Genomic DNA, 24,856 nt, shown 5'->3' on the forward strand with positions numbered 1-24,856 from the left:
GAAAGCAAGGACTGCTCATCAACAAGAAGAAGGTTCAGCGTATTGTGCAAAAGCTTAATCTTCAGGTGACTGCTTTCACTCGCAAAAGTCGTAAGTACAGCTCATACAAAGGGAATGTTGGTAAGATTTCACCTAACAGAATTAATAGACGTTTTGATACAAATATTCCTCACCAGAAGATTACAACTGATACGTCGGAATTCAAATATTATGAGGTGGATCAAAAAGGGAGAATGCTTATCAAAAAACTCTACCTGGATCCATTTATGGATTTATGTAATAGAGAAATCCTAAGTCATAGCATTTCTCCAAGACCATCAGGCCAAAATGTAATGCAAGCCTTAAATGAGGCAATAGAGATTACCTCAGATTGTAAATACAGGAGAACATTCCATTCTGATAGAGGTTGGGCATATCAGATGAAAGCATATATTCGTGTACTTGAATCAAACAAAATATTTCAGAGTATGTCGCGTAAAGGAAACTGCATTGATAATTCTCCTATGGAAAACTTCTTTGGAATTATGAAACAGGAAATGTATTATGGTATGGTTTACTACAGTTATGAAGAACTTAAAAATTCGATAGAAAAATATATTAAGTATTACAACGAGAAAAGGATTAAAGAGAAGCTTGGATGGATGAGTCCTGTAGAATACAGACTTAGCCTTTCGGCTGCATAAAAAATAGCGTAGCAGTTCACAAAACTACTACGCTACAAAGTCTAACTTATTGGGGTCACATCAAAAGAAAGATTACATGCTTTTTTAAAAATAATATTTTTCAAAATATTAATGAGAAAAAGAAGGGATTTAATAAATTTTATAGAATAAATAGTTATGTATAAGTTTTATTATAAAATTAAGAAATCTTAAATAGCGTATATTGTGATATTAAGGAGTCTTTTAGTTTTTAATGGGATTAATTTTTTTGTTGGAAAAATATAGAGTAAAAAAGAAGATAAAGGAGTTAATAGAGATGAAGCTTATGTTAAAAAAGAGTTTGGTAAAGACCATAGAAGTCTTTTCAAACTGGGAGGTTCAAGAATTAATCTTAGCAGATTCAGAGTTAATTGAAACTTTAAGACAATATTTACCAAATATTATGGAAGGAATTTTAGATCCCGATATTGCAGGTAAAAAACCAGATGGATTTTTAAATGCTCTACAAAGTGGTAGGCTAGGTGATTTTTCAAAGAGATATATCCTTACAACGTATGATAATAATAAAGTTATTGGCTTATTAGTAGGTTTACCCGAGGAAAATGAGAATTTACATATTTATTCAATGGGAGTTCTAAGAGATTATCGTAATATGGGGGTTGGATCTACTTTATTAGCAAAGTGTATAAATGATATGATCAGAAGAAATATAGATGAGGTTGTATTGGATGTTCATAGTGATAATATACCTGCTTATAATTTATATAAAAAACTTGGCTTTTTATAAGAAACTTTTTGTAAAGCCTTTATAGAAAGGAAGAGAGAAATGATAAAAATTAGATATGCAGAAGCTAAAGATATTGAAGACATGATAGATGTAAACTTAAAAACATGGAGGACTACCTATACTGGTATTATAGATGAAGATTATCTATTGGAAAGAGAAAAGGAAAAGGAAAGAGAAGATAGAGTAAAAAGAGACAAAGATAATTTTGGTAGACTTGAGGTAGAAGGGAGAAAAGTCTATAAATGTGTAGCAATAGATAATGAAAAAGTTATAGGCACAGCAACTTATGGCAAGTGTAGACAAGAAGATAGATATGGTTTAACAAATGCTGGGGAAATCTATGCTATTTATATATTAAAGGAATATCAACAGAGGGGTATAGGTAAGAAATTAATAAATTTTGCAGTAAATGATTTGATTAATGAAAATTATGATAAGGTTGTAATATGGGCGTTAAAAGATAATCCTAATGTGAAATTTTATAAAAAAATAGGTGGAAATAGTAAATTAACAAGAAATATACAAATTGGTAAGCAAACACTAGAAGAAATAGGGTTTGTTTATGATGATATAGATGAACTCTTAAATAGTACCAAAGATATGTCTATGATGCTATAAATATGCTAGCTAAAAACAAGTCAAGAATAACAGACAAAAATAAGCAACTAATACATTCAGATTTGGGTGCCGACAACTTTATTTTTAAAGATGATATTAATATTGAAAAAGATGCTTTCTACTTATTACTATTAAATGCAGCATTATATAGAATAGTAGGACCGTTGATAGATAAATTAAATAGGAATAATAAAGATTACAAAGGGTTAAAAAAACGGTTTTTTATTTTAAAAGAAGTGTTAAATTTGAATCAATAGCTTGTTAAACTAGATTTATAAGTTTTGTGAGTGTTGTATAGGCAATAAGAATTAACTTCACAAGATATTATATTAAAACGAAATACTATTAAAAAAATTAGGTTGTTATTTTAAATGAGACTTATATGGAAGGATAAGAAGATGAGAACATTTTATAACAATATATTTACCTCAAGCCTTAGTTATGTTCTTGTATTTATAGATTAATGATTATTAAGTAAATTATTTATAAAAAACCATATGCTTTGAGCTGAAAGGGGTTTTAGAGTGGAAGTAATCGAAACGATTTATAAGAGAAGAAGTATAAGACACTATTTAGACAAGAAAGTTGAAAAAGATATGATTATAACTTTGTTGAAAGCTGCTACAGCAGCACCCACAGCGGCAAATTGTCAACCATGGGAGTTTATAGTTGTTGATGATGATGAAAAACTTTCTGAATTAAGAGATAAATTGATTTTTGCTAGATACAATGCACCTGTTGCTATTGTTGTATGTGGGAATATGAAATTAGCTTTCAAAGGTCCATCTCAAGAAATGTGGGTGCAAGATTGTAGCGCTGCAATAGAAAATATTTTAATCGCAGCGACTAGTATGGGACTTGGATCAGTCTAGATAGGAATATATCCTTTGGAAAGCAATATAAGGCCATTAAAGAAGATACTTAATATACCTGGGTATGTTACTCCTTTAGGTATTGTTTATGTTGGATATCCTGCAGAAGAAAAAGAGGCAAGAACACGATTTAATGAAAAAAGAGTATATTGGCAGGAATATGAACCTAACCGCAAGCATAGAACAAAGGATAAGTCGGTTATAGGACATTACTAGAGTACTACCTTTAAGCAAGTTAAACTAATAAACTTCACTAGAAGATTAGTTGACTTTTCAAGGATTATAGATTTATGTTTAACCCAAATATTAAATATGACATACTGTTGTCATACTAAGAATGGCATTATAGATATAAAAGGATTATGGGGTGATATAGATGGCAATTTTTAAATTTTATCAAATATTTCGCAGTATAAAGGAAGAATTGGGGTATGATATGGCAATTAAGATATTTCCTGAATACTTGACACTTCCAGATAAAATGCCTGCACAGGAACAAGCAAAATTAGGGAAAATAGTCATGGATAGAATGGACGAGCTACTTGATAGAGATACAATTATTAAAATAAGACAAAAACATACGTGTAATTTAACTAAAAAACAGGCTCAAGAAATCAATGAGTTGAAAGAGAGAAGCCAAAGTCTTGATGAATTTTGCGTAGAGTATTCAAAACTACTTTCTCCAGGATATGTAAAGAAAGATGAGGAGCTGCTTACTGTTTCTTTTGGATGGAATAAATGCGTATGTGGAATGTTTAGAAAATTAGATAGTTATGAACCTATGTCAAAAACATGGTGTGAATGTTGTAATGGTCATGTAATAAAAACATTTAATTTGATTTGTGATAAAGCTGTTGAGTCAGAAATTCAAGAAACTGTGGCATGTGGTGGAAAAGATTGCATTTTTAAAGTAAGGATTTAGAATGTTAATAAATAATGTAATTAGTAGATTTGTGATGGTGAATGGCTCTGGATTAATGTATATAATATGAATTTAACTGAAGATATAAAGAGATTAATTTTAATTAAAAAGAAGCCAAAAAGAAAGGTGTAAGATTATCTATGGAAGAAATAACAATGTGTGGATATAAGTGTGATTTATGTAAAGCTTTTGCCCCTAATATAATAAATAAAGATGAAAGAGAAATCTTAACTAATATGTGGAAAAAATATTATGATCTTGATATACCACCAGAAGAAATATACTGTGATGGATGTAGATGTAATAAGGAAAATGCCAAGCGTATAGATGATGATTGTCCTGTTCGTAAATGTGTAATAGATAAGAAAATTGATAATTGTGGAGAATGCATTGATTTTCCGTGTACAGTTTTTAATGAAAGAAGAGGACTGTCTTTTCAAGAGGCGAAAGAAAAGCTAGGAAGTAATTTTTGTGCTGATGAATATAATAGTAATTTATTAGCTTATGACAATTTTGCTAGACTAAAGGAATACATAAAGAAAAAGTAGGACTTTATAGCCTGTGGGTTTTGAAGGTGTAGATTCCTAGATGTAAATGTTTCAGATTTTTAGAATTAAGATTTCTGGTATGGAGGGATAAGTTTTGTCAAATGATACTCTAATTATAAGCAAGGGCTCACTTCATAAGGGACAATTAAAAGGAAAGGTTGCACTTATTACTGGTGCAGGCGGTGGAATAGGATTTGAGGCCGCCCGTTCTTTAATTTGGCTTGGTGTGAAGGTTATTATTGGTGATATAGATAAAAATAAAGGTAGATTGGCAGAGAAAAAACTAAAATCGGAGTTTGAATCAAATTGTTGTCTTTTTATTCATACAGATATAGGTTGTGAAAGAAAAGTAAAAAAACTATCACAAAAAATATATGCAGAGTTTGGAAAGTTAGATATTCTCATAAATAACGCAACAGTCGCTCCCATAGGTGCAGTGCATAAGATCGGGATTGAAAAATGGGATTTAAGCTATAGAACAAATCTGAGGGGGCCAGTACTTCTTATTGAATATTTTTTGCCTAAGATGCTAGAACAAAAGTCAGGAGTTCTAGCTTTCGTTCCTTCTTCAGGTGCCGCGCCTTATATGGGTGCATATGAGGTCTTTAAAACATCACAAGTAGAGTTATCAAATACTTTAACTGGAGAGCTAGATGGTACAGGAATTATTACATACTCCATAGGGCCTGGTATGGTTAAAACAGATACCGCACATAAAGCTATAACTGAAATAGCCCCATTGTATGGTAAAACTGTAGATGAGTTTTATAAAATGAATGAATATGTATTGTTAAGTGTGGAAGAAGCTGGAGCAGGTTTTGCTGCATCTGTAGCAAATGCTAACATTTATAATGGGTTAGAGATAAGCTCAATTCAAGCTCTAATGGATATTGGAGTATCAATTAATGAGCCGAAAGAAAATAATAGAATCATACTTTCCGATGATGAAAAAGGTAAAGTATTAGAAATTATGACTGAGATTTTACAGACTTTTTTAGAACAAGTTGACGGTTGGCAAAATAGACCTGTATTTGAGCGTCAATGGGTACTTCGAGATTTTAAAAAGTATACAGGTGCAGCTCCAGAGTATTTTTCTGATAAATTAAGTGAATTCAAAAAAGGAATTACTAACAATGATTTGACTAAAGGAGATTTTAAAGAATTACCAGTTGAAAAGCTAAGAGTATATTATGAACATCAAATAGATTTGTTGAAAGGATATGAAAAGAATCCAGATAGAGTAAAAGAATACTATGACATTATATCAGGTTGGATTAATACCATTGAAAGATTTGATGAATTTAGGAGGAAAATATAGTATGCAGAAATTATCTAAGGAAACTTTTAATGAAATAAAATCTTATATGAATAAAGAAGCTAGACCATTGGAAAAAGCCATATTGATTAATGTTAATGAAGATAAATGAACAGATTATGTTCCAATGCCATTTAGGAATTTGGATTATTTAATAGCTAAATTTGAAGAGAATAAGAAAGTGCTACCTACATGGAAGTGAGATGATTATTTAGACGAATGGGAAATTGCTAAGACTGAATGGATTGGAATCTTAACTTTTAGGGATTTATTATCTTTAATGAAATTTAATAGGTTATGGATATAATACTGGTACTACAATACCAGTATTATTTTTAACCTTTACTTATTTTAATTTATTTTAAATATACTATATATTCTGGAAATTATAGGCAATCTATGATAAGATGGTAATAAAATTACCAAAAATCAGGGGGGATATATCATGAACAAAAAAAGGTTTCTATCAATTGCATTAATTTTAGTAATCCTATTAAGTAGTTTTCAATTGGGAGTTGCAGTAGACTTAGGTAATCTAACTCAGTATGAAATGAACATTATTTTAAATACTGAGGATCATACTGTGGAGGGAGAGCAGAAAGTTATTTTTACTAATAATTATAATACAGACTTAAATAGTCTAGTGTTTCATCTTTATCCCAATTCCTATGAATCCTATGAGACATTACCAGCTATAGGTGGTATGTATCTAATGGAGGGGGAGGAAATGCCTAAGTTAACCGAGGAACAGAAGGGTAATATTAAGATAAAACAGGTTTATATTAATGATAAAAAAACTAAATATACAGATGAGAATCAAATACTAAAAATAAATATGGAAGAACCATTAAAAAAAGGTGAGAAGATAGAAGTTAAAATTGGATTCGCTGTAAAAATTCCCGAGGGACATCATCGCCTACATCACTTAGAAGGAGTTTATTCCTTGACAAATTGGTATCCGATCCTATCTGTCTATAATGACAAGGATAAGAAATGGGATGAAAATCCATTCCATACAATAGGAGAGTCCAACTATAGTGATATTTCAAATTATGATGTAGAGCTTACTGTACCTAAGAGGATGGTAGCAGCGCCAACAGGAACCATAATAGAGGAGAAAGAAAATGGTGAAAATAAGACTATAGTTATAAGAGCTGAAAAGGTTAGAGATTTTGTTATTTTTATGAGTGATAAATATAAAGTAGAGACTAAGGAAGTAGATGGAATTAAAGTCAGTAACTACCATATCTTGGAGGAGGGCAAAAAAGATAGTAAGACTGCAGATATATTATTAGATGAAGTAGTTAAGACCGTAAGGTTTATGAATAAAACCATAGGGAAGTACCCTTATGATGAACTGAGGATAGCAGAAACATATTTAGGTGGGGGAGCTATGGAATACCCTCAAGCAATACAAATGGGAAGATACTGGGATATGGAAGATATTAATATAGAAGAAAGTGCTTCATTCCTAATAGAAGCAGCAGTTCATGAAACTATTCATCAATGGTGGTATGTAGCAGTTGGAAATAATGAATTTGAGGAGCCTTTTTTAGATGAATCATTAACAGTATTTACTACTGCTTACTACTTTGAAAAAGAATATGGAAAAAATCATCAAAACGGAATTGATTCTGCTATACGAAATTCAATATATCCATCAACTTTATTACCGTTAAATAGTAATGTAGACCAGTTTAAGGATTGGGGAGATTATGGAGAAGCTATATATAGAAGGGGACCTGCCTTCTTTGAATCTCTCAAACAAAAAGTAGGTGAAGAAAAATTTATAAAAATATTAAGGACTTATTATGAAAGAAATGAGTTCAAAAATGCAACCATAGAGGGATTATTAAATATAATAGAAGAAGTTGCAGGGAAAGATATAAAGATTTCTATGGAGTCTGCAGTAACACAACCCAACTATTATCCAGAGGATATTGAATTAACACAAGAGGAACGAGATGTCTATTATCTAAATCAGGAGAAGCGTTATTTGAAGGAATCAGAAAAGAGAAATGGATTGATCATAGGCAGTATAGCTCTTAGAGCCTTAGAAGGGGAAGATGTAATAATAGTAAAACCAGAATATTTAAGTGAAGAAGACCTAACTAAATTCGAGCAGTTTACCCAAATGTTAATAAAGGATGGCACAGGTAGATTCGACTTACAAATGAAGGTTAAAGAAGAAAAAAATATAACTGAAACAGATAAACAGGGTAATTTAATTTTAATTGGATATCCAAATAAGCATAGTGTGATTAAAGAAATGAGCTCTGAATTACCTATAAAGTTAGATGGAGAAACTATTGATATAGAAGGGATATCCATTAAAAATGAAAATATTACAGGAACTTTTATAGCTGAAAATCCTAACAATCGAGAAAAATTAGTACAGGTAATATTCTTGTATGAGAATACTGCTGTAGAAAAAAATAATATAAATAATGGGATAGAAGTAAGAGAAGGTTATATTATATACGATATTTCAATTTATAAATATAATCCAATGTACAGCCATGATAAGCAGTTTATAATAGATACAAAAGATATAGAGATCCAAGGAAAATACAAATCAAGTAAATAATTTCTATAATACAAATTTATTAATAGAGGCAAGTTTACCTTGCCTCTATTTCTTTAAAATGCTGGAACTACAGCACCATCATAATTTTCTTCTATATATTTTTTTACCTTTTCAGACTGTAATGCTTTCAATAATTTAACGAATTTATCTTGTGTTTCTTCTCCAGTTCTTACGGCTATAAGATTAGCATAAGGTGATTCTCCGCCTTCAATCAAAAGACCATCTTTTACAGGATTAAGTCCTCCCTCAAGGGCATAGTTACCGTTAATTATAGCGCCATCGACATCATCTAAAGTTGTTGGAAGGAAAGCAGCTTCAAGAGCCTTAAATTTAATGTTTTTAGGATTATCTACTATATCAGTTTTTTCGTTAGCTGCATATCCAACATCATCTTTTAGTTTGATTAATCCATTAGCTTCGAGTAAAAGTAAAGCTCTACCACCATTTACTGTATCATTTGGTATAGCTATTACAGCACCATCTGGTATTTCATCTATAGATTTATATTTAGAAGAGTATAATGCCATTGGCTCTACATGAATTTTTCCTAAAGAGACTAAGTCTAAGTTTTGTTTTGCTTTAAAATCATTGAAATAAGGTTCATGCTGAAAGAAATTAGCATCTATATCTCCATCATTAAGAGATAGGTTTGGCGTTACATAGTCTGCTGCGAATTCAATTATTTCAATTTCAATTCCTTCTTTTTTCAGATCATCTACAACTAAACTAACTAATTTAGCATGTGGGTCTGGAGATACACCTATTTTAATTTTGTTCGTTTCGGAAGGCTTAGAGCTACAGCCTGCTAAAACTGATAATGATAATACGACAATTAATACAAGTGATAATAATTTTTTCAATTTAATTCCCCCATTTATTTTATTTATTTTTATTTATTTTTAAAGAAATATAGTTACCTAAAAGTTGTACTCCTTGAACTAAAATTATAATGACTACAAGGGCTACAAACATTACATCTTTTTGCCATTTATATAGTCCAAAACGAATAGCTAGATCACCTAATCCACCACCTCCTATAGCACCTGCCATGGCCGAATATCCAATTAGATTTATTATAGTTAAGGTTACTCCGGACACTATAGAAGGAAGTGACTCTGGAATAAGAACTTTTCCAACAATTTGTTGAACTGTAGCCCCCATAGCGAGACTAGATTCAATTACACCCCTGTCGATTTCCTTTAAACTCCCTTCCATAACTCTAGCTACGAAAGGAGCTGCAGCTAGGGACAAAGGTACTATAGTTGCTGTTGTACCTATTTTTGTACCAACTATAAGCTTTGAGATAGGAAATGCTAAAATCATTAGAATAATGAAAGGTATAGATCTCATTACATTTATAATACTCCCTAAAATCTTGTTAAACGTAGGCTTTTCCCAGATATTATCTTTTTCAGTAATTACCAATAGAATTCCTAGTGGAAATCCTAGCAATAATGAAAATACTGTTGAGAAAAATACCATATATAGAGTTTCTAATAAAGAAGGTATAACTAACTCAGCCATTATATCACCTCCACGTGAACATCTTCATTCTCTAAAAATGAAAGAGCTTTATTTATTTCTTCATCTTCTCCAATTAATTCTAATATTAGATGGCCTACACTAGTGGATTGCAATTTGTTGATATTTCCTGATAATATATTCACATCAATATTAAAACTTCTTATTACTTTAGATACAATTGGTCTTTTAGCACTATCTCCTAAAAAACTTAATCTAATAAGATTTCCCTTAAAATCATTTGGATTTATAATTTCTTCTTCTATATTTCCTTGTAAAGAGCTGATGAAGGCTTGGGCAATCTTTGTCTTAGGTTCTCTAAAGAGATTTTCTACGGTATTTTCTTCTACAACTTGTCCATCTTCCATAATAGCAATTCTATCGCATATTTCCTTTACTACTTCCATCTGATGGGTTATCATCACTATGGTTATATTTAACTCATCTCTTATTTTTTTTAGTAATTCTAATATAGACTTTGTAGTCTTCGGGTCCAATGCAGAGGTTCCCTCATCACTAAGAAGTATTTTAGGATTATTAGCAATGGCTCTTGCGATAGCCACTCTTTGTTTTTGGCCTCCGCTTAGTTGACTAGGATAGCTGTTTTTTTTATCTTTTAAATCTACATATTCTAAAAGCTCATTAACTCTATTATGAATTTTTTCAGAATCCATTTTTTCTAACTGTAAAGGAAAGGCTATATTTTCATAAACAGTTTTTTGAGATAATAGATTAAAATGTTGAAATATCATACCTATTTCTTTTCGCTCTTTTCTTAAACTTTCCTTGTCAAGTGCTGTTAGATCTATTCCATCAATAAATATTTTTCCTTTCGTTGGTTCCTCAAGTCTATTTAAACATCTAATTAAAGTGGATTTTCCAGCGCCACTTAATCCAATAATCCCAAAAATCTCTCCTTTCTTTATATTCAGGTTTACATTGTTTACTGCTGTTAATTTCTCTTTGTCACTAAAAAATATTTTAGATAAATTATTGATTTTAATCATTTAATATATTCACCCCTTAAATTGCTAAAACAAAAACCTCTTTATTTAAAGAGGTCTAAATAAAAAAACCTCTTCAGAAGAAAGAGGTCTACATTCCTCTCTCATCTTTCGGTACAAATACCGTTGGATTTAGCACCTTGTAATAATACAGGTTGCCGGGCTTCATAGGGCCATTCCCTCCGCCACTCTCGATAAGAGTTATATTCAGTTGATTTTAAAATTCATTTTAATACTATTTCTTAATTTTGTCAACTATAAATTTAAAAAAATTTTACTTTTACCTTTTTTTATAATTCATCGTACCATTCTAAATCATCAAAACTAGTAAAAAAGGATTGTGGATATAAAAATATATCATTGGAAAAGCCTACATAAGCATCTGGTCTTCTAGAATCCAAATTTTCATAGCTTGTAAAATCTGTGTTTTGAAGATTTTCACTTTGGTAATATATGTCGAATTCAGGATTGTTTTTTATACTAGGGATTCTTTCCATTTTTACACCTCCTGAATTTAGTTTTTCCTATTTATTTAATTATATTTAAGAATCTTTTGGAAGAATAAAAAAATTATTTTAACAAACAATAAAGGAGAACAAAAAAATTGAAAGGAGTGTATTTATGGCACTTAAAAATACTGTAAATTTAAATAGTGTAACTCAACAAGAACTTAACTGTGTAAAAGAAATTGCTGGTGGTCACTTAACTATGAGTAGTAAGTTTGGAACTTATGCAAATCAAGTTCAAGATCCACAATTAAAACAAATGCTTCAGCAAGCAAGTACAGACGCAAAAACTACTGCCACTAACCTAATTAATTCATTATAAGAGGAGGGAAAATAAATGATGCAAGAAAGAGATATTGTAAATGATATTTTAGCAGGAGCTAAAGCTAGTATAAATACTTATACAACAGCTATAATGGAATGTTCAAATCAACAATTAAGATCAACTCTACAGACATTAAGAAATGAAGCAGAACAAATGCAATATCAATTATACCAAATAGCCGAGCAAAAAGGATATTATAAGCCAGCTCCGCCAGCTAATAAAAATGACGTAAATCAAATAAAGAACACATTAACATCAGCTGCTAATAGTACAAATACAACTACAACAAATACAAATCAGCAAATGCAATAGTAAGTATTGAGAACTCCAAATTAAGGAGTTCTCAATTTTTAAATAAAAATTTTTAATTACAACTGGGATAAAACTTATAGACATTTTATTTTTAATATGCTATTATATTATAGATATAAATACCTTTAATCTAATCCAGAGAGGTTAGGAAGGAGAGCGTAGATAAATATTTATGGTATACTTGTGCCTTCCTATTTGGAAGGTTTTTTCGAACGCTAATCCTTTAAAAGGCTACTAAGTTAAAGGAGGAATTAAAATGTTAAAAGGAAGGCATCTAATTGATCCACAGGATTTTACTGTGGAAGAGCTAGAAGAGATATTTCAATTAGCAGAAGAAATTATTGAGAAACCAGAAGACTTTACCCATATTTGTGATGGAAAGGTTTTGGGGACATTATTTTTCGAACCTAGTACTAGAACTAGGTTAAGTTTTGAAGCTGCAATGCTTAGGCTAGGAGGAAAAATAGTAGGTTTTTCAGAGCCAGGTTCAAGTTCTGTAACTAAAGGAGAGAATTTACCTGATACCATAAGAACAGTTGCAGCGTACACAGATATTATTGCTATACGTCACCCAAAGGAAGGGGCACCAAAATACGGTTCACAGTTTTGTGATATTCCTCTAATAAATGCAGGTGATGGTGGTCACCAGCACCCAACTCAAACACTTACAGACCTTTTGACTATTAGAGTTGCAAAAGGTAACTTTTCTAATTTAACCATAGGACTATGTGGAGATCTTAAATTTGGTCGTACAGTTCATTCTTTAATAAAAGCAATGTCAAGATATGATAATATTAGATTTATATTAATATCCCCTAATGAATTACAAACTCCTGAATATATTAAGACTGAGATTCTAGATAAAAAAGCTCTAGATTATTTAGAAGTAGAAAGACTTGAAGAAGTTATAGATCAGTTGGATATACTATATATGACTAGAGTACAAAAAGAGCGTTTTTTCAATGAGGCTGATTATATAAGACTAAAAGATAGTTATATATTAGATAATGTTAAGTTAAAATCAGCTAAATCAGATTTAACAATTCTTCATCCACTTCCAAGAGTAAATGAAATAAGCATGGAAGTAGATAATGACCCTAGAGCTTGGTATTTTAAACAAGCAAAATACGGAATGTTTGTTAGAATGGCTTTAATCGTTAAATTATTGGGGGTGAAATAATGTTAAATATTAATAGTATTACAAAAGGCATTGTTATAGATCATATTAAACCAGGATATGGATTTTTTATATTTAAACATTTAAAACTAGATGAGGCTGATTTTACTGTGGCTCTTATAATGAATGCTGCTAGTAAGAAGCATGGATGTAAGGATATGATTAAAATTGAAAATGTTATAGATATAGATTTAGCAATGTTAGGATTTATTGACCCAAATATTACAGTAAACATTATTGAAAATGAAAGAATTACAGAAAAAATCAATTTATCATTGCCAGATAGAGTAGAAGGAATTATTGAATGTAAGAACCCTAGATGTATAACCTCCAATGAAAGAGGAATAGTCCATAGATTTGTTTTAATCGATGAAGATAAGGGAAGATACAAATGTGAATATTGTGATCAGATATATTCTTGGGAGGGATAGAGTGGATATTCTTATAAAAGGAGCAAGAATAGTAGATGAGTCCAAGGATTTTCTTGGGGATTTATATATTAAAAATGGAATAATAGAAGATTTCGGTGTAAATTTAGATTATAATTGTACAGAAATAGATGGAGAAGGCTTAGTTCTTATGCCTTCATTCATCGATTTACATGTTCATTTTAGGGAACCAGGATTTACTCATAAAGAAGACTTATTTACTGGGGGACTGGCAGCATTAAAAGGTGGATATACATTAGTCAACCTAATGGGAAATACTAATCCGATTTGCTCTTCAATGGAAACAGTAGAATATGTGCTGAATAAAGCAAAGGAACTGGATTTAGTGAATATCCATCAAACTGTTTCTATCACAAAGGATTTTGATGGACATACTCTTAAACATTTGGATAGATTAGATAATAGAGTAAAATTTATTTCTGATGATGGCAAAGGAATAAAATCAAATATCGTTATGTATAAGGCTATGACTAAGGCTAAGGAAAAAGGACTAACTATCATGACCCATGCAGAAGATGATGATTTGACTCCAATTGACTATAGAATATCGGAAAATATTATTACAATAAGAGATATTTATTTATCAAGGGTAACTGGGGCAAGGTTACATTTATGCCATGTAAGTACAAGAGAGGCTATTGAGGAAGTAAGAAAAGCAAAATCAGAAGGAGTTAATGTTACATGTGAAGTAACACCACATCATATAGCTCTTTGGGATAATGATTTTAAGGTTAATCCTCCTATAAGAGCAAAGGAAGATGTAGAATCACTTATTCAAGGGATAATAGATGGCACTGTAGATACCATAGCTACAGATCATGCACCCCATACTGAAGAAGATAAAGAAAAAGGAGCTCCGGGACTATCTGGAATAGAAACAGCTTTTCCTGTTTCTTATACGACTTTAGTTAAGTCTAGTAAAATAGATTTAATGAAATTGTCTCAAATAATGTCAGGAAATGCAGGAAGAATAATAGGGGTCAGAAAAGGTAAAATAGAAAAAGGCTATGATGGAGATATAGTTTTATTAGATTTAAATAAAGAAATTATAATAGATGGAGAAAAATTTATATCTAAGGGAAAGAATACTCCATTTAACGGAATGAAGTTTTGTGGACAGGTAATTATGACATTAAAAAATGGAGAGTTTAAATATATAAATAAGGATTAAAAATTTGGGGTGAGAATGTGATAATTGATAGATTATATGATGAGGTAGAGAAAAAAGGAAATGTTTGTGTTGGATTAGATACTAGTCTAGACTATATTCCTGAAAAAATAAAGAAGAAGTACAAAGATATAGACGAGGTTATTTTTCAATTCAATAAGAAAATAATTGATTGTACAGAGGATATAACTGCAATTTATAAGCTGCAAATTGCATATTATGAAGCTTATGGAATTCGTGGCCTATTTGGCTATATGAAAACCTTAGAATATCTAAGGGGCATCAATGCACTATCCATAGGAGATGTAAAGCGTGGAGACATTGCTTCTACAGCAGATATGTACGCTAAAGCACATTTTGAGGGCGATTTTGAAACTGATTTTATTACCCTTAATCCATATATGGGCTTTGACAGCATTACACCATATTTTAAATATCTAGACAAAGGCAATAAGGGGATATTTGTACTTCTTAGAACTTCTAATCCGGGTGCAAAGGATATAGAGTATCTAGATGTAGGAGGCAAGAATCTCTATTATCATGTAGGTGACAAGCTAGAGGAAATGGGAAAAAAATATATTGGTAAATCTGGATATAGCTTAATTGGAGCTGTAGTCGGTGGTACTCATACAGATGAAGCAATTGAAATTAGAGAAAGATATAAAGACATGTACTTTCTAATACCTGGATATGGAGCCCAAGGAGCTGGAGGTAAGGATGTAAGTCTCTATCTCAATGAAGGAAATGGGGGAGTTGTAAACTCATCAAGAGGTATAATTACAGCTTATAAGAACTATGAAGATGGAATTAAAAACTTCGAAAAATATACTAGAGAAGCAGTGCTTTCCATGAGGGAGGATATTGGCTATGGCAGATAGCTATAAAGATGGAATAATTTGTTCAAATACTGAAATAAGTCCAAATATATATGAGATAATTCTTGAAGGAGAGTTTAAGGGAGTACCAGGACAGTTCTATATGATCAGAGGATGGGAAGAATTAGATCCATTTTTACCTAGACCTATTAGTATTGCAGATGTAGAAGGTAGAAGAATAAAGTTTTTATATGAAGTTAGGGGTAGAGGAACTCATATTATATCAAAGTTAAAAAAGGGAGATAGATTAAGTGTACTAGGACCATTGGGCAATGGATTTGATCTAAAAATCCAAGGGAAAATAGCATTGATATCTGGTGGTATAGGTATTGCACCAATGTTATATTTGGCTAAAAAGCTTTTAGGAGAAGTTGATATCTACAGTGGATTTAGAAGTAATGCTTACTTTTTAGACCAAATAAGACCTTATGTAAAAAATGTATTTATCGCCACAGAAGATGGCTCTACTGGTCATAGAGGATTTATAACAGAATTATTTGATCCAAGTAAATATGATTTGGTTTTAACCTGTGGACCAACTCCAATGATGGAGGTAGTGATAAGGATGTGTAAGGATAAAGTTCCAGTATATGTTTCTATGGAAAATCGCATGGCATGTGGTATAGGTGCTTGCCTTGGATGCACAATAGAGACCATAAGAGGAATGGAAAGAGTATGTAAGGAAGGGCCAGTATTCAAAGGTGAGGAGGTTGTATTATATGACTAAGGTAAATATATGTGGTGTAGAACTTAAGAATCCAGTCATAGCTGCCTCAGGAACCTTTGGCTTTGGTAGAGAATTCGAAGAATATTTTTCTATAGAAAAATTAGGAGGTATATCTACTAAAGGACTTACATTAAATAAAAGGGATGGGAATAAAGGGATAAGAATATATGAAACTCCCTCAGGATTGATGAATAGTATAGGGTTACAAAATCCTGGAGTAAGGGGATTTATTGAGGATGAACTACCATTCTTGGAAAAAAAAGATACAGTAATATTAGCCAATCTAGGAGGAAGCACTTTAGATGATTATCTACAGGGTATAGAGCTGCTAAATAATACTTCAGTTCATTTTATTGAGCTTAATATATCATGTCCCAATGTAAAAGAAGGTGGTATGGCCTTTGGTATAAAATGTAGCACAGCATCAGAAGTAGTGAAGGAAGCTAAAAAACTATCTAAAAAGCCAATCATAGTAAAACTATCTCCTAATGCTGAAAATATAAAAGACATGGCATATACATGTGTAGAAGCAGGGGCAGATGGACTTTCTCTTGTGAATACCTTTAATGCTCTGGCAATAGATATTTATGGGAGAAGGCCTATATTTAATAATATAACAGCTGGTTTATCAGGACCATGTATCAAACCTATAGCTTTAAGAATGGTATATGAGGTAAATCAGGTTGTAGATGTACCTATAATAGGCATAGGTGGAATAACAACAGCAGAGGATGCTGTAGAATTTATTATGGCAGGAGCCACAGCTATTCAAGTAGGAAGTGGCAATTTTATTAAACCAGATATCTCTGTGGATATTATTAGAGGTATAGAAGATTTTATGAATAAAGAAGGCATTAAATCACTGGAAGAAATTAGAGGAATAATATAACAATGCACAGTTAACAATGTACTAGGTGAACAAACCCTAAAGGACTACCGAATTATACCCTGCGGGGCAAATATCAGTAGCTAAGCGATGTACACAAAATTGAAAACCACAATTTTGGTACTCTGCTTAAATGCACAATTATGGATACGACCTGCGGTCGCTAAAAAGACCCCGTAGCTAGACCTCAACAATTGTGAATTGTGAATTGTGAATTGAAAATTGATGAAAGGGGTTTTAGTATGATAATCGATTTATTAAAGGAATCAAATGCATTGCTTGAAGGACATTTCTTATTATCATCAGGGAAACATAGTGATAGATATGTACAATGTGCAAAGCTATTACAATACCCAGATAAGGCAGCAAAAGCCATATCTTTTATAGTAGAAAAGGTTAAAGATTTAGATATTGATATAGTTGTAGGACCGGCTATGGGAGGAATTATAGTAGCTTATGAGCTAGGACGTCAGCTAGGTAAACCTGCTATATTCACTGAACGAGAAGAAGGTGAAATGAAACTAAAAAGAGGTTTCCATATTGAAAGGGGACAAAAGGTACTCATCACTGAAGATGTTGTAACCACTGGAAAATCGGCATATGAAGCTATCAGAGTTGTTGAGGAATATGGTGGAGTTGTAGTTGGAATAGCATGTATAGCAGACAGATCTAAAGGTGATATTAAATATCCAGTATATGGAGGAACTAAATTAGAAATAAAAACCTATGATATAGAAGATTGTCCTTTATGTAAGGAAGGATTATCAATAGTAAAACCAGGAAGTAGAAAAATTTAGTGCTACATGGGATGGATTCTCATGTAGCATTATTTTTATTTATCCATGTAAATTTGCTTTTTCAGAGAAGATATTATAATATAAAGATGTAATTTTTAACGAGATAATAGATTTTTATAAAGGTGGTGTTTTTCATGTATTCAAAGAGTTATAAAACAGGCACATTCTCCATGCAAGTCATACAAGATAAACGATGGCAATTAATTTGTATGGAGTAAGATTATAGAATTGCCGATGTTCATTCTAACTTGTTTATGAATAGAATCGTTTATAATGTAGACTTTGCTTCCTTAGAACGAAATTTTTTAAGGAGTGGAGTTAGAATGAAATATATTAAAGCAAATAATATTTTTCCGGAAGAATTATTAAAACAAATACAGAAATATGTACAAGGGGAATTAGTCTATATTCCTAAGCCTGAAGGGGTTAGAAAAAAATGGGGAGAAAATTCAGGTCATAGAGTATATTTAGATCAGAGAAACAGCCAAATTCGTGAAAAATTTCTTATAGGTTTATCTATCGATGAACTGGCAGAAGAATTTTGCCTTTCCATTGAAAGTATTAAAAGAATAGTTTACTCTAAATGAAATATTAAAAAGATTCATCTAATATTAAAAAGATGAGTCTTTTTTGTTAAGAACTTATATTAATTGTTTTTGACATATTATATTTAAGTAATATTCTATATAATAAAATTTAAGTTGTATATCATAATAGATAGTCTAATCTATGATTAATTATTATCTCATAGAAATAATGAGAGAGAAAATAAAGTATAGGAATGAGGTGTATTTATGCTAATTCGCAGATTATCTAATGAGGAGCTATATAAGGCTGTTGATTTACGAATTAAATGCTGGAATAATGATTATAGAGGTGTTATTCCACCTAATGTAATGGACAGAGAAGAAGAACTGGAATTCCTTATATCATGGATAAACGAAAAATGTGATGACATAAGGCGTATTTATGGGGTTTTTGATGGGGAAAAATTTGCTGGTTTTGTAGGAGCAAGTATAGCACAGAAGGAAGATAGTGATAAAGGAGTAGAATTAAATTATCTGTTCGTAAAACAGGAATATCGAGAACGTGGACTTGGTATTAAATTGATTAAAGCCATAGTAGATGAATTTAAGGTGTATGGATTTAGAGAACTAATAGTGTATAATTGGCATGAAGTGCCTTCTAATAAATACTATTTATATCTAGGCGGAAAAGTAAAAAAACAGGTTATTCAATCTCTTAAAGGGCAAGATACATTAGTTGACGTGTTTGTTTGGGATTTAGTAGATATTGTCAAAACATTAAATAATATGTTATATGCAAGAGATGTTCAGCATGGTGGGCTTCATGTGAAGAAAAAGTTTGATGAAAGCGTCATAATTACGACAGAGTGCTCAGATGGTGATTTTGATTATGTTTGTAATGGATTATTTAAACACAATGTAATGAAGACAGAAGGAGTATTAAGAAAGCCAGGTATTGATATTAATTTATATCTTAAAACTTCTGATGAAGAAACGATAGGGGCAATTTTATGCGATACTTTCAAATATTGCATGTATATTGATGTAATGTGGATTGATGAAAAATATAGAGGTAAAGGATATGGTAGGCTACTGATTACTGAAGCAGAGAAAATAGCTAGAGCATATGGATGTGTTTTTGCCCATACTTGTACATTTAGTTATCAATCCCCTTGGTTCTATAAAAGATGTGGATATGAGGTGTTCTCTATATTAGATGAATATCCTGATGGTATAAAGCAGTACTTTTTAAAGAAAAGGTTCTAGGATAAGGTTCAGGAAAGAAAGAGGGAAGCTATTTTTAAGGTATTTAAAACTGATTATAATGATGGTAGGCTTAATTGTACAATTATTTTTAATAGGATCTCTTAATTCTGTGAATGAGTTAGAAAATTTATATTTATGGAGGGTAAATAAATGAAAGAAATTGATTCAAATAAACATGCTTGGGGACAGGTATCCCAAGATCATTATGAAGCATTCAAAAAAATGCTATCAAATGGGACCCATCAGTTTAATATGTATATAAAAAATGAAATTGGCGATTTAAAAGGCAAAAGGGTTATACACCTACAATGTAACACAGGAGCTGACACAATACTTTTAGCAAAAATGGGGGCAAGAGAAGTTATAGGCGTTGATTTAGTCCCAGACAATGTTTTTTATGCTAAAAAGCTTGCGAATGATCTAAATATTGAAGATATTGACTTCATTGAGTCTGATATTATGACATTAATGGAGAAACACAATGAAAAATATGATGTGGTCTTTGTTTCAGAAGGTGCCATTGGTTGGCTTCCAGACCTAAATCAATGGGGGAGAACAATTCGTCATCTTTTAAATGACAATGGATTTGTTTACGTTTTTGATTCACATCCATTTTTCTTAACTTTTAATACAGATAAACTTGCGAAAAACGAAATAGAGATTCAGTATCCCTACTTTAGCAAAATTCCCGATGAAGAAGATTCTATTGGTGGATACGTTTCAACACCTAAACGTGGCGTAAAAGCATATTTCTGGATGTACACCGTTTCCGACATCATTAATGCTCTTACAAATGCTGGTTTGCATATCAATTATTTTAATGAGTATAAGGAGAACTTCTTCAATGCTGGTGGAATGAAAAATGTAGGAAATGGATTGTTTAATCTTGAATATAATATTGATAAATTCCCGATGTCATTTAGCATAAAAGCTACTGTTTATTAGTTCAGTAATAATTACTCGTTATAGAGACCATAATCACAATGATATAGTGTGATAACATACATCTTCTTAAAAATAAGTCGTGTGAAAAAGGAATGAATCGTAAGATTAATTCATAGTATACATTCTTTAGTTTAAGATAAGGGATATATATAAATATTAAAAAGCTATGAGTTTTTGAAATCTCATAGCTTTTAATGTTGTGTTTTTCAGGAAATGATGAAACAGAATATTAACTTGGAAATTATTTATTATTTTTTGTTTCTTTATATAAATCTGAATTAATATTATCATTCTTATCTTTAATTATGGAATCTAATGATTTTGCATTGGGTCCAAATAATATATCTTCTGGTATATTTATAAAACTTCCCCTAGGAGGAAAAGCCTCACTATTTTGATAAAAACTATTGTTGTCCAAATTTTCTGTTTTGTCAGGTAAATTAGATTGTGTTTTATTAACAGGCTTAGTATAATAGGGTTGATTAAGCTTTTCTTTATGATTCATATCCATCACCTCCAGTTATAACAATAGTATTAACCATAAAATGATTAATACTAAGGTAAAATTTCCTAAGAAATTAAAATTGCATAATAAATTAACATATTTAATTGTAGTATTAATATATTTGAAGTAAAAATTAAAAATGTTAATATGGCTATTGACATTTTTAATAATTAATACTATCCTATCATTAGGAACTACAATTTTATAATTAATATTTAAATTGTTCATTATAAATTGTAAGTTGGGAATTATTAATTATAAATTGATTAAACGGGGGGATACGATGAAAGAACTTTTACTTAAACGGAAATCAAGATTTATATTTTACATACTGGCCTGCTTTATACCAGTGTTAGATAACACATTGGTAAACTTGGTTATGTCAATGATTATAGGTAGTATTCAAGTTGGAACAATGGAAAATTTCATTAGAATTTGTTTTATTTCACTGGGAGTAACAGTATTAGGAGCTGTAATGTATATAGTATCTAGATTTATGAGAATATCCTTCATGAGGGATACATTGTTAGATGTTAGACTTTTAGCATTTGATAAGATATTAAACTCATCCTATAAAGAGTTTAGTAAGAAATCCAAGGATAGCTATATTTCTAATCTAATCAATGATATTAATATATTTGAAAGTAACTTTTTTCTACAGCTTATTAATGTAATATTTCGTGGTGGAGTATATGTGGTATCACTTACTATAATAGGGTTTTTAGATATAAAATTTGCCATAGGTGCTTTCGTTATCTCCATAATATTATTTTTTATTAGCAAGAGTTTTGAAAGTAAGACAGTAAAACTTCAAGAAGAAGTATCAGAATATAATGAGAATTTTGCCATAGAGATGTCAAATACTTTTAATGGACTAGAGATATTGAAATTAAATAATATAGAAGATCGATTTCTATCTAAGGCATTGAAATCTATTACTGGATTAGAAAGAAAAAAGTTTGAATTTAATATATATACAGATAGCCAAAGAAGAATTATGGAGTTCTTAGGCTTTGGATTCTTAATAGGATCTATGGTTTATTTGTCTACTTTATTAGGAAAAGGTATGTCTTTAACCAAGGTAACCTTTATGGTGCAATTAGCAAATGGTTGTATATGGAATGTTACTTCTATTTTACCTCTTTTTAATCAACTGAAATCATCAGCTAAGATATATGATAAGATAACAAAGAGCAATGAAGATGATTCGGTTTATATACAAAAGGAAAAGGAATTTACATTTAAAAATGAGATAGAAGTTAAAAACCTATACTTTGAATATGAAGGAAAAGAAATTTTGAAAGATACATCCTTCAAGATTGAAAAGGGTAAGAAATATTTACTCAAAGGGACAAGTGGTTCGGGTAAATCGACATTGATTAAATTACTATCAATGATTTATGATGATTATAAAGGTGAAATAACTGTAGATGGCATAGATTATAGGGAGATTAAAGAATCTAGCTTAAATGATAAAGTTTCTTTCATATATCAAGATGTATTTTTATTTGAGGATACCATATATAATAATATAGCATTATATAAATCCTATGATGAAGGAAAAATCCAAGAGGCAGCAAATAAAGCAGGGCTAGATAATCTACTTCAAAAGAAGGAAAATGGAATTGATGAAATGTTAATGGAAAATGGAAAGAATTTATCTGGAGGAGAGCGACAAAGGATTTCCATTGCTAGAGCCATAGTTAAAGATTGTGAGATTTTATTTGTAGATGAGGGTACCTCAAGTCTTGATGAGGAATTGGGAAGAAAGGTAGAAGAGACAATACTTTCCTTAGATTGTACAGTTATTGCTATTTCTCATAGGTATTATGAAGGAATAACAGAAAAATATGATCATGTTTTAGAAATTAAAAACAATCAGATCAATGAATATAATTCAAATGAATACTTTATGGAGGTGGCAATATGAAAAGGTCCATAAAGAAATCTTGGGTATATCTAGCCCTAGCATTTTTAGTGTTGACTATTGGAATAGCCTTAGACGGATATATAACTATTAAGATTATGAGGATAATTGATGCGGCTATGGAAGGAAATATGAACTTGTTTAAAGAAGAAGCTATAAAAGCCTTCTTATTTATTGGATTATCACTTCCATTTAACATCCTCTCTTCTTATACAAGGGGATTATATATATATAAATCCTTAGTTAAAACAAAGGTCAGCTATGTAGAGAAATTATTTGGTAAAAATATTAATGAATTTCAATCTGAGAATAATGCAAAATATTTATCTGCTATAACTAATGATATGAATAATATAGAGAAGAAGTACTTAGAAGGAATATATGAAGTAGGAAACAGCTTTATTGGATTTTTAGTATCCTTTATAGTTATTGCCTCAGTAAGTCCATCAGCTCTATTTATTGGAATAGGCATATCTATAATATCAGTGGTTTTATCAATGGCAGTAGGAAAGCCGTTACAAAGACATGAAAAACATAGGTCAGATCTATTCGAAGGATATACATCTTATATAAAAGAAGTCCTAGGAGCCTTCCAAATTATTAAGGCTAATAATCTAAATGAAAAAGTTAAAGAAGATTTTTATAATAAAAGTAAAGATATTCAATATAAGGGATATACAATAGATAAAATTCATACTTATACTTTATCTTTGCAGCAACTTGTAATGTATAGCTCAACATTTGGAATTCTTATTATATCAGCTTTTATGGCTATAAGGGGATCAATAACTACTGGGGCTGTTATTTTAATAGTAAATAATATGAGTAGAGTGATTTTTCCTCTGATGAACTTAGCGGAATGGTTCCCAAAGATATTTTCGGTTAAATCATTATTTGAGAAAATGGATGGAAGTCTTAAAAATTATGACAACTATGAAGAAACAATAGATATAAATGAATTTAATAATAGCATTGAATTTAATGATGTATCCTTTGGATATGAAAATAAGGAAGTATTAACAGATGTTAATTTAAACATCGTGAAAGGAGAAAAGTATTTAGTTGTAGGTCCTAGCGGTGGAGGAAAATCAACATTATTAAAGCTTTTTAGAAAATATTTCAATCCGACCAATGGAGATATATTAATTGATGGCAAAAGTTTGAAGGATATTAGGAAAGCAAGTTATTTTAAGAATATTTCTAATGTAGACCAACAAGTATTTCTATTTGAAGATACACTTAGGAACAATATTACTCTATATAAAGATTATAGTGAAGAGGAAATTAATCTTGCTATAGAAAGAGCTGGATTGAAAGACTTTGTAAAAGGTTTGCAAAACGGACTTGATACTATGATATATGATAATGGAAAGAATATCTCTGGAGGAGAAAGATCTAGAGTTGCCATAGCGAGAGGACTCCTTTCCAAGTCAGATATAATTTTTCTTGATGAAGCTTTCGCAAGTCTAGATTCTAAGGTAGCTAAAGAGATAGAAAATACATTATTAGATTTAGATGGTGTAACTATAGTAAATGTAAGTCATGTAATATTCCAAGAAACAAAAGATAAGTATGATAAAATTTTTGTAGTTAAAAATAAAACAGTTATATAATAAAAAATGAGCTAA

At 30.7% G+C, this 24,856-nt stretch carries 29 protein-coding genes and 1 riboswitch; of the genes, 24 read left to right on the plus strand and 5 right to left on the minus strand.

Going from position 1 to position 24,856, the window contains the following annotated elements; all coding sequences use genetic code 11:
* The 10 genes from KQI38_RS17670 to KQI38_RS17715 all read left to right on the plus strand — a co-directional run.
* Window positions 1-683, plus strand: a 683-nt coding sequence (locus KQI38_RS17670; protein WP_216561742.1) for an IS3 family transposase, incomplete at its 5' end; no start/stop codon positions are given.
* 250 nt (window positions 684-933) lie between these two features.
* Entirely contained in the window at window positions 934-1,449 is a 516-nt protein-coding gene (locus KQI38_RS17675; protein WP_216561744.1) for a GNAT family N-acetyltransferase, read from the plus strand.
* A gap of 39 nt (window positions 1,450-1,488) precedes the next feature.
* Complete coding sequence (locus tag KQI38_RS17680) at window positions 1,489-2,067, plus strand: GNAT family N-acetyltransferase (protein ID WP_216561746.1); 579 nt, start codon at window positions 1,489-1,491, stop codon at window positions 2,065-2,067.
* Window positions 2,068-2,069: 2 nt separating this feature from the next.
* On the plus strand, window positions 2,070-2,324 hold the full coding sequence (locus tag KQI38_RS17685; RefSeq protein WP_216561747.1) for a hypothetical protein: 255 nt from the start codon (window positions 2,070-2,072) through the stop codon (window positions 2,322-2,324).
* 267 nt (window positions 2,325-2,591) lie between these two features.
* Window positions 2,592-2,939, plus strand: coding sequence for a nitroreductase family protein (locus KQI38_RS17690; protein WP_216561749.1), 348 nt, complete (start codon window positions 2,592-2,594; stop codon window positions 2,937-2,939).
* 15 nt (window positions 2,940-2,954) lie between these two features.
* Window positions 2,955-3,155, plus strand: coding sequence for a nitroreductase family protein (locus tag KQI38_RS17695; protein ID WP_216561751.1), 201 nt, complete (start codon window positions 2,955-2,957; stop codon window positions 3,153-3,155).
* Between the two features lie 160 nt (window positions 3,156-3,315).
* Window positions 3,316-3,861: a DUF6144 family protein gene (locus KQI38_RS17700; protein ID WP_216561753.1), complete on the plus strand. Its 546-nt coding sequence runs from the start codon at window positions 3,316-3,318 to the stop codon at window positions 3,859-3,861.
* A 140-nt stretch (window positions 3,862-4,001) separates the two neighbouring features.
* Complete coding sequence (locus tag KQI38_RS17705; RefSeq protein WP_216561755.1) at window positions 4,002-4,409, plus strand: DUF3795 domain-containing protein; 408 nt, start codon at window positions 4,002-4,004, stop codon at window positions 4,407-4,409.
* Between the two features lie 94 nt (window positions 4,410-4,503).
* Complete coding sequence (locus KQI38_RS17710; RefSeq protein ID WP_216561757.1) at window positions 4,504-5,727, plus strand: SDR family NAD(P)-dependent oxidoreductase; 1,224 nt, start codon at window positions 4,504-4,506, stop codon at window positions 5,725-5,727.
* A 442-nt stretch (window positions 5,728-6,169) separates the two neighbouring features.
* Window positions 6,170-8,311: a M1 family metallopeptidase gene (locus KQI38_RS17715; RefSeq protein ID WP_216561759.1), complete on the plus strand. Its 2,142-nt coding sequence runs from the start codon at window positions 6,170-6,172 to the stop codon at window positions 8,309-8,311.
* Between the two features lie 53 nt (window positions 8,312-8,364).
* Here KQI38_RS17715 and KQI38_RS17720 read toward each other — a convergent pair whose 3' ends face one another.
* The 4 genes from KQI38_RS17720 to KQI38_RS17735 form a co-directional block, all read right to left on the minus strand.
* Window positions 8,365-9,171, minus strand: a complete 807-nt coding sequence (locus KQI38_RS17720) for a MetQ/NlpA family ABC transporter substrate-binding protein (protein WP_216561761.1) — start codon at window positions 9,169-9,171, stop codon at window positions 8,365-8,367.
* Window positions 9,172-9,190: 19 nt separating this feature from the next.
* On the minus strand, window positions 9,191-9,835 hold the full coding sequence (locus KQI38_RS17725) for a methionine ABC transporter permease (RefSeq protein ID WP_216561763.1): 645 nt from the start codon (window positions 9,833-9,835) through the stop codon (window positions 9,191-9,193).
* Window positions 9,835-10,839 carry a methionine ABC transporter ATP-binding protein gene (locus tag KQI38_RS17730; protein WP_216561765.1) on the minus strand — a complete coding sequence of 335 codons (1,005 nt, stop codon included), beginning with the start codon at window positions 10,837-10,839 and terminating at the stop codon, window positions 9,835-9,837. Before KQI38_RS17730 ends, KQI38_RS17725 begins: the two co-directional genes overlap by 1 nt.
* Before the next feature lie 98 nt (window positions 10,840-10,937).
* Window positions 10,938-11,037, minus strand: a riboswitch (SAM riboswitch).
* A gap of 89 nt (window positions 11,038-11,126) precedes the next feature.
* Window positions 11,127-11,333: a hypothetical protein gene (locus KQI38_RS17735; protein WP_216561767.1), complete on the minus strand. Its 207-nt coding sequence runs from the start codon at window positions 11,331-11,333 to the stop codon at window positions 11,127-11,129.
* 124 nt (window positions 11,334-11,457) lie between these two features.
* Here KQI38_RS17735 and KQI38_RS17740 point away from each other — a divergent pair, with 124 nt between their 5' ends.
* The 12 genes from KQI38_RS17740 (at window position 11,458) to KQI38_RS17795 (ending at window position 20,796) form a co-directional block, all read left to right on the plus strand.
* On the plus strand, window positions 11,458-11,664 hold the full coding sequence (locus KQI38_RS17740; protein ID WP_235601199.1) for a hypothetical protein: 207 nt from the start codon (window positions 11,458-11,460) through the stop codon (window positions 11,662-11,664).
* Window positions 11,665-11,679: 15 nt separating this feature from the next.
* Complete coding sequence (locus KQI38_RS17745; protein WP_246565914.1) at window positions 11,680-11,979, plus strand: spore coat protein; 300 nt, start codon at window positions 11,680-11,682, stop codon at window positions 11,977-11,979.
* Between the two features lie 256 nt (window positions 11,980-12,235).
* Window positions 12,236-13,159: an aspartate carbamoyltransferase gene (pyrB, locus tag KQI38_RS17750; protein WP_216561770.1), complete on the plus strand. Its 924-nt coding sequence runs from the start codon at window positions 12,236-12,238 to the stop codon at window positions 13,157-13,159.
* Window positions 13,159-13,587 (plus strand): aspartate carbamoyltransferase regulatory subunit, encoded by a 429-nt coding sequence (locus KQI38_RS17755; RefSeq protein WP_216561771.1) that lies wholly within the window; start codon window positions 13,159-13,161, stop codon window positions 13,585-13,587. The genes pyrB and KQI38_RS17755 overlap by 1 nt, the downstream gene beginning before the upstream one ends.
* 1 nt (window position 13,588) lies before the next feature.
* Window positions 13,589-14,776 carry a dihydroorotase gene (locus tag KQI38_RS17760; RefSeq protein WP_216561772.1) on the plus strand — a complete coding sequence of 396 codons (1,188 nt, stop codon included), beginning with the start codon at window positions 13,589-13,591 and terminating at the stop codon, window positions 14,774-14,776.
* 17 nt (window positions 14,777-14,793) lie between these two features.
* The gene (gene pyrF, locus KQI38_RS17765; protein ID WP_216561774.1) at window positions 14,794-15,651 is read left to right on the plus strand and encodes an orotidine-5'-phosphate decarboxylase; all 858 of its coding nucleotides are present in this window, start codon (window positions 14,794-14,796) and stop codon (window positions 15,649-15,651) included.
* Window positions 15,641-16,375, plus strand: a complete 735-nt coding sequence (locus KQI38_RS17770) for a dihydroorotate dehydrogenase electron transfer subunit (protein WP_216561776.1) — start codon at window positions 15,641-15,643, stop codon at window positions 16,373-16,375. The genes pyrF and KQI38_RS17770 overlap by 11 nt, the downstream gene beginning before the upstream one ends.
* Window positions 16,368-17,264 carry a dihydroorotate dehydrogenase gene (locus tag KQI38_RS17775; RefSeq protein ID WP_216561778.1) on the plus strand — a complete coding sequence of 299 codons (897 nt, stop codon included), beginning with the start codon at window positions 16,368-16,370 and terminating at the stop codon, window positions 17,262-17,264. Before KQI38_RS17770 ends, KQI38_RS17775 begins: the two co-directional genes overlap by 8 nt.
* 239 nt (window positions 17,265-17,503) lie before the next feature.
* Window positions 17,504-18,058: an orotate phosphoribosyltransferase gene (gene pyrE / locus KQI38_RS17780; RefSeq protein WP_216561780.1), complete on the plus strand. Its 555-nt coding sequence runs from the start codon at window positions 17,504-17,506 to the stop codon at window positions 18,056-18,058.
* Between the two features lie 323 nt (window positions 18,059-18,381).
* Complete coding sequence (locus tag KQI38_RS17785) at window positions 18,382-18,645, plus strand: CD3324 family protein (RefSeq protein ID WP_216561782.1); 264 nt, start codon at window positions 18,382-18,384, stop codon at window positions 18,643-18,645.
* Window positions 18,646-18,852: 207 nt separating this feature from the next.
* The gene (locus tag KQI38_RS17790; RefSeq protein WP_216561784.1) at window positions 18,853-19,851 is read left to right on the plus strand and encodes a GNAT family N-acetyltransferase; all 999 of its coding nucleotides are present in this window, start codon (window positions 18,853-18,855) and stop codon (window positions 19,849-19,851) included.
* Between the two features lie 150 nt (window positions 19,852-20,001).
* A complete protein-coding gene (locus tag KQI38_RS17795; protein ID WP_216561787.1) occupies window positions 20,002-20,796 on the plus strand; it encodes a class I SAM-dependent methyltransferase in 795 nt (264 codons plus the stop codon).
* Window positions 20,797-21,037: 241 nt separating this feature from the next.
* Here KQI38_RS17795 and KQI38_RS17800 read toward each other — a convergent pair whose 3' ends face one another.
* Window positions 21,038-21,301 (minus strand): hypothetical protein, encoded by a 264-nt coding sequence (locus KQI38_RS17800; protein WP_216561789.1) that lies wholly within the window; start codon window positions 21,299-21,301, stop codon window positions 21,038-21,040.
* 283 nt (window positions 21,302-21,584) lie between these two features.
* On the opposite strand from KQI38_RS17800, the gene KQI38_RS17805 reads away from it, so the two are divergent.
* Window positions 21,585-23,231: an ABC transporter ATP-binding protein gene (locus tag KQI38_RS17805; protein WP_216561791.1), complete on the plus strand. Its 1,647-nt coding sequence runs from the start codon at window positions 21,585-21,587 to the stop codon at window positions 23,229-23,231.
* On the plus strand, window positions 23,228-24,841 hold the full coding sequence (locus KQI38_RS17810; protein ID WP_216561793.1) for an ABC transporter ATP-binding protein: 1,614 nt from the start codon (window positions 23,228-23,230) through the stop codon (window positions 24,839-24,841). Before KQI38_RS17805 ends, KQI38_RS17810 begins: the two co-directional genes overlap by 4 nt.
* Window positions 24,842-24,856: the final 15 nt, after the last annotated feature.

The organism is Tissierella carlieri, assembly GCF_018917285.1.
Lineage (GTDB): Bacteria > Bacillota > Clostridia > Tissierellales > Tissierellaceae > Tissierella > Tissierella carlieri.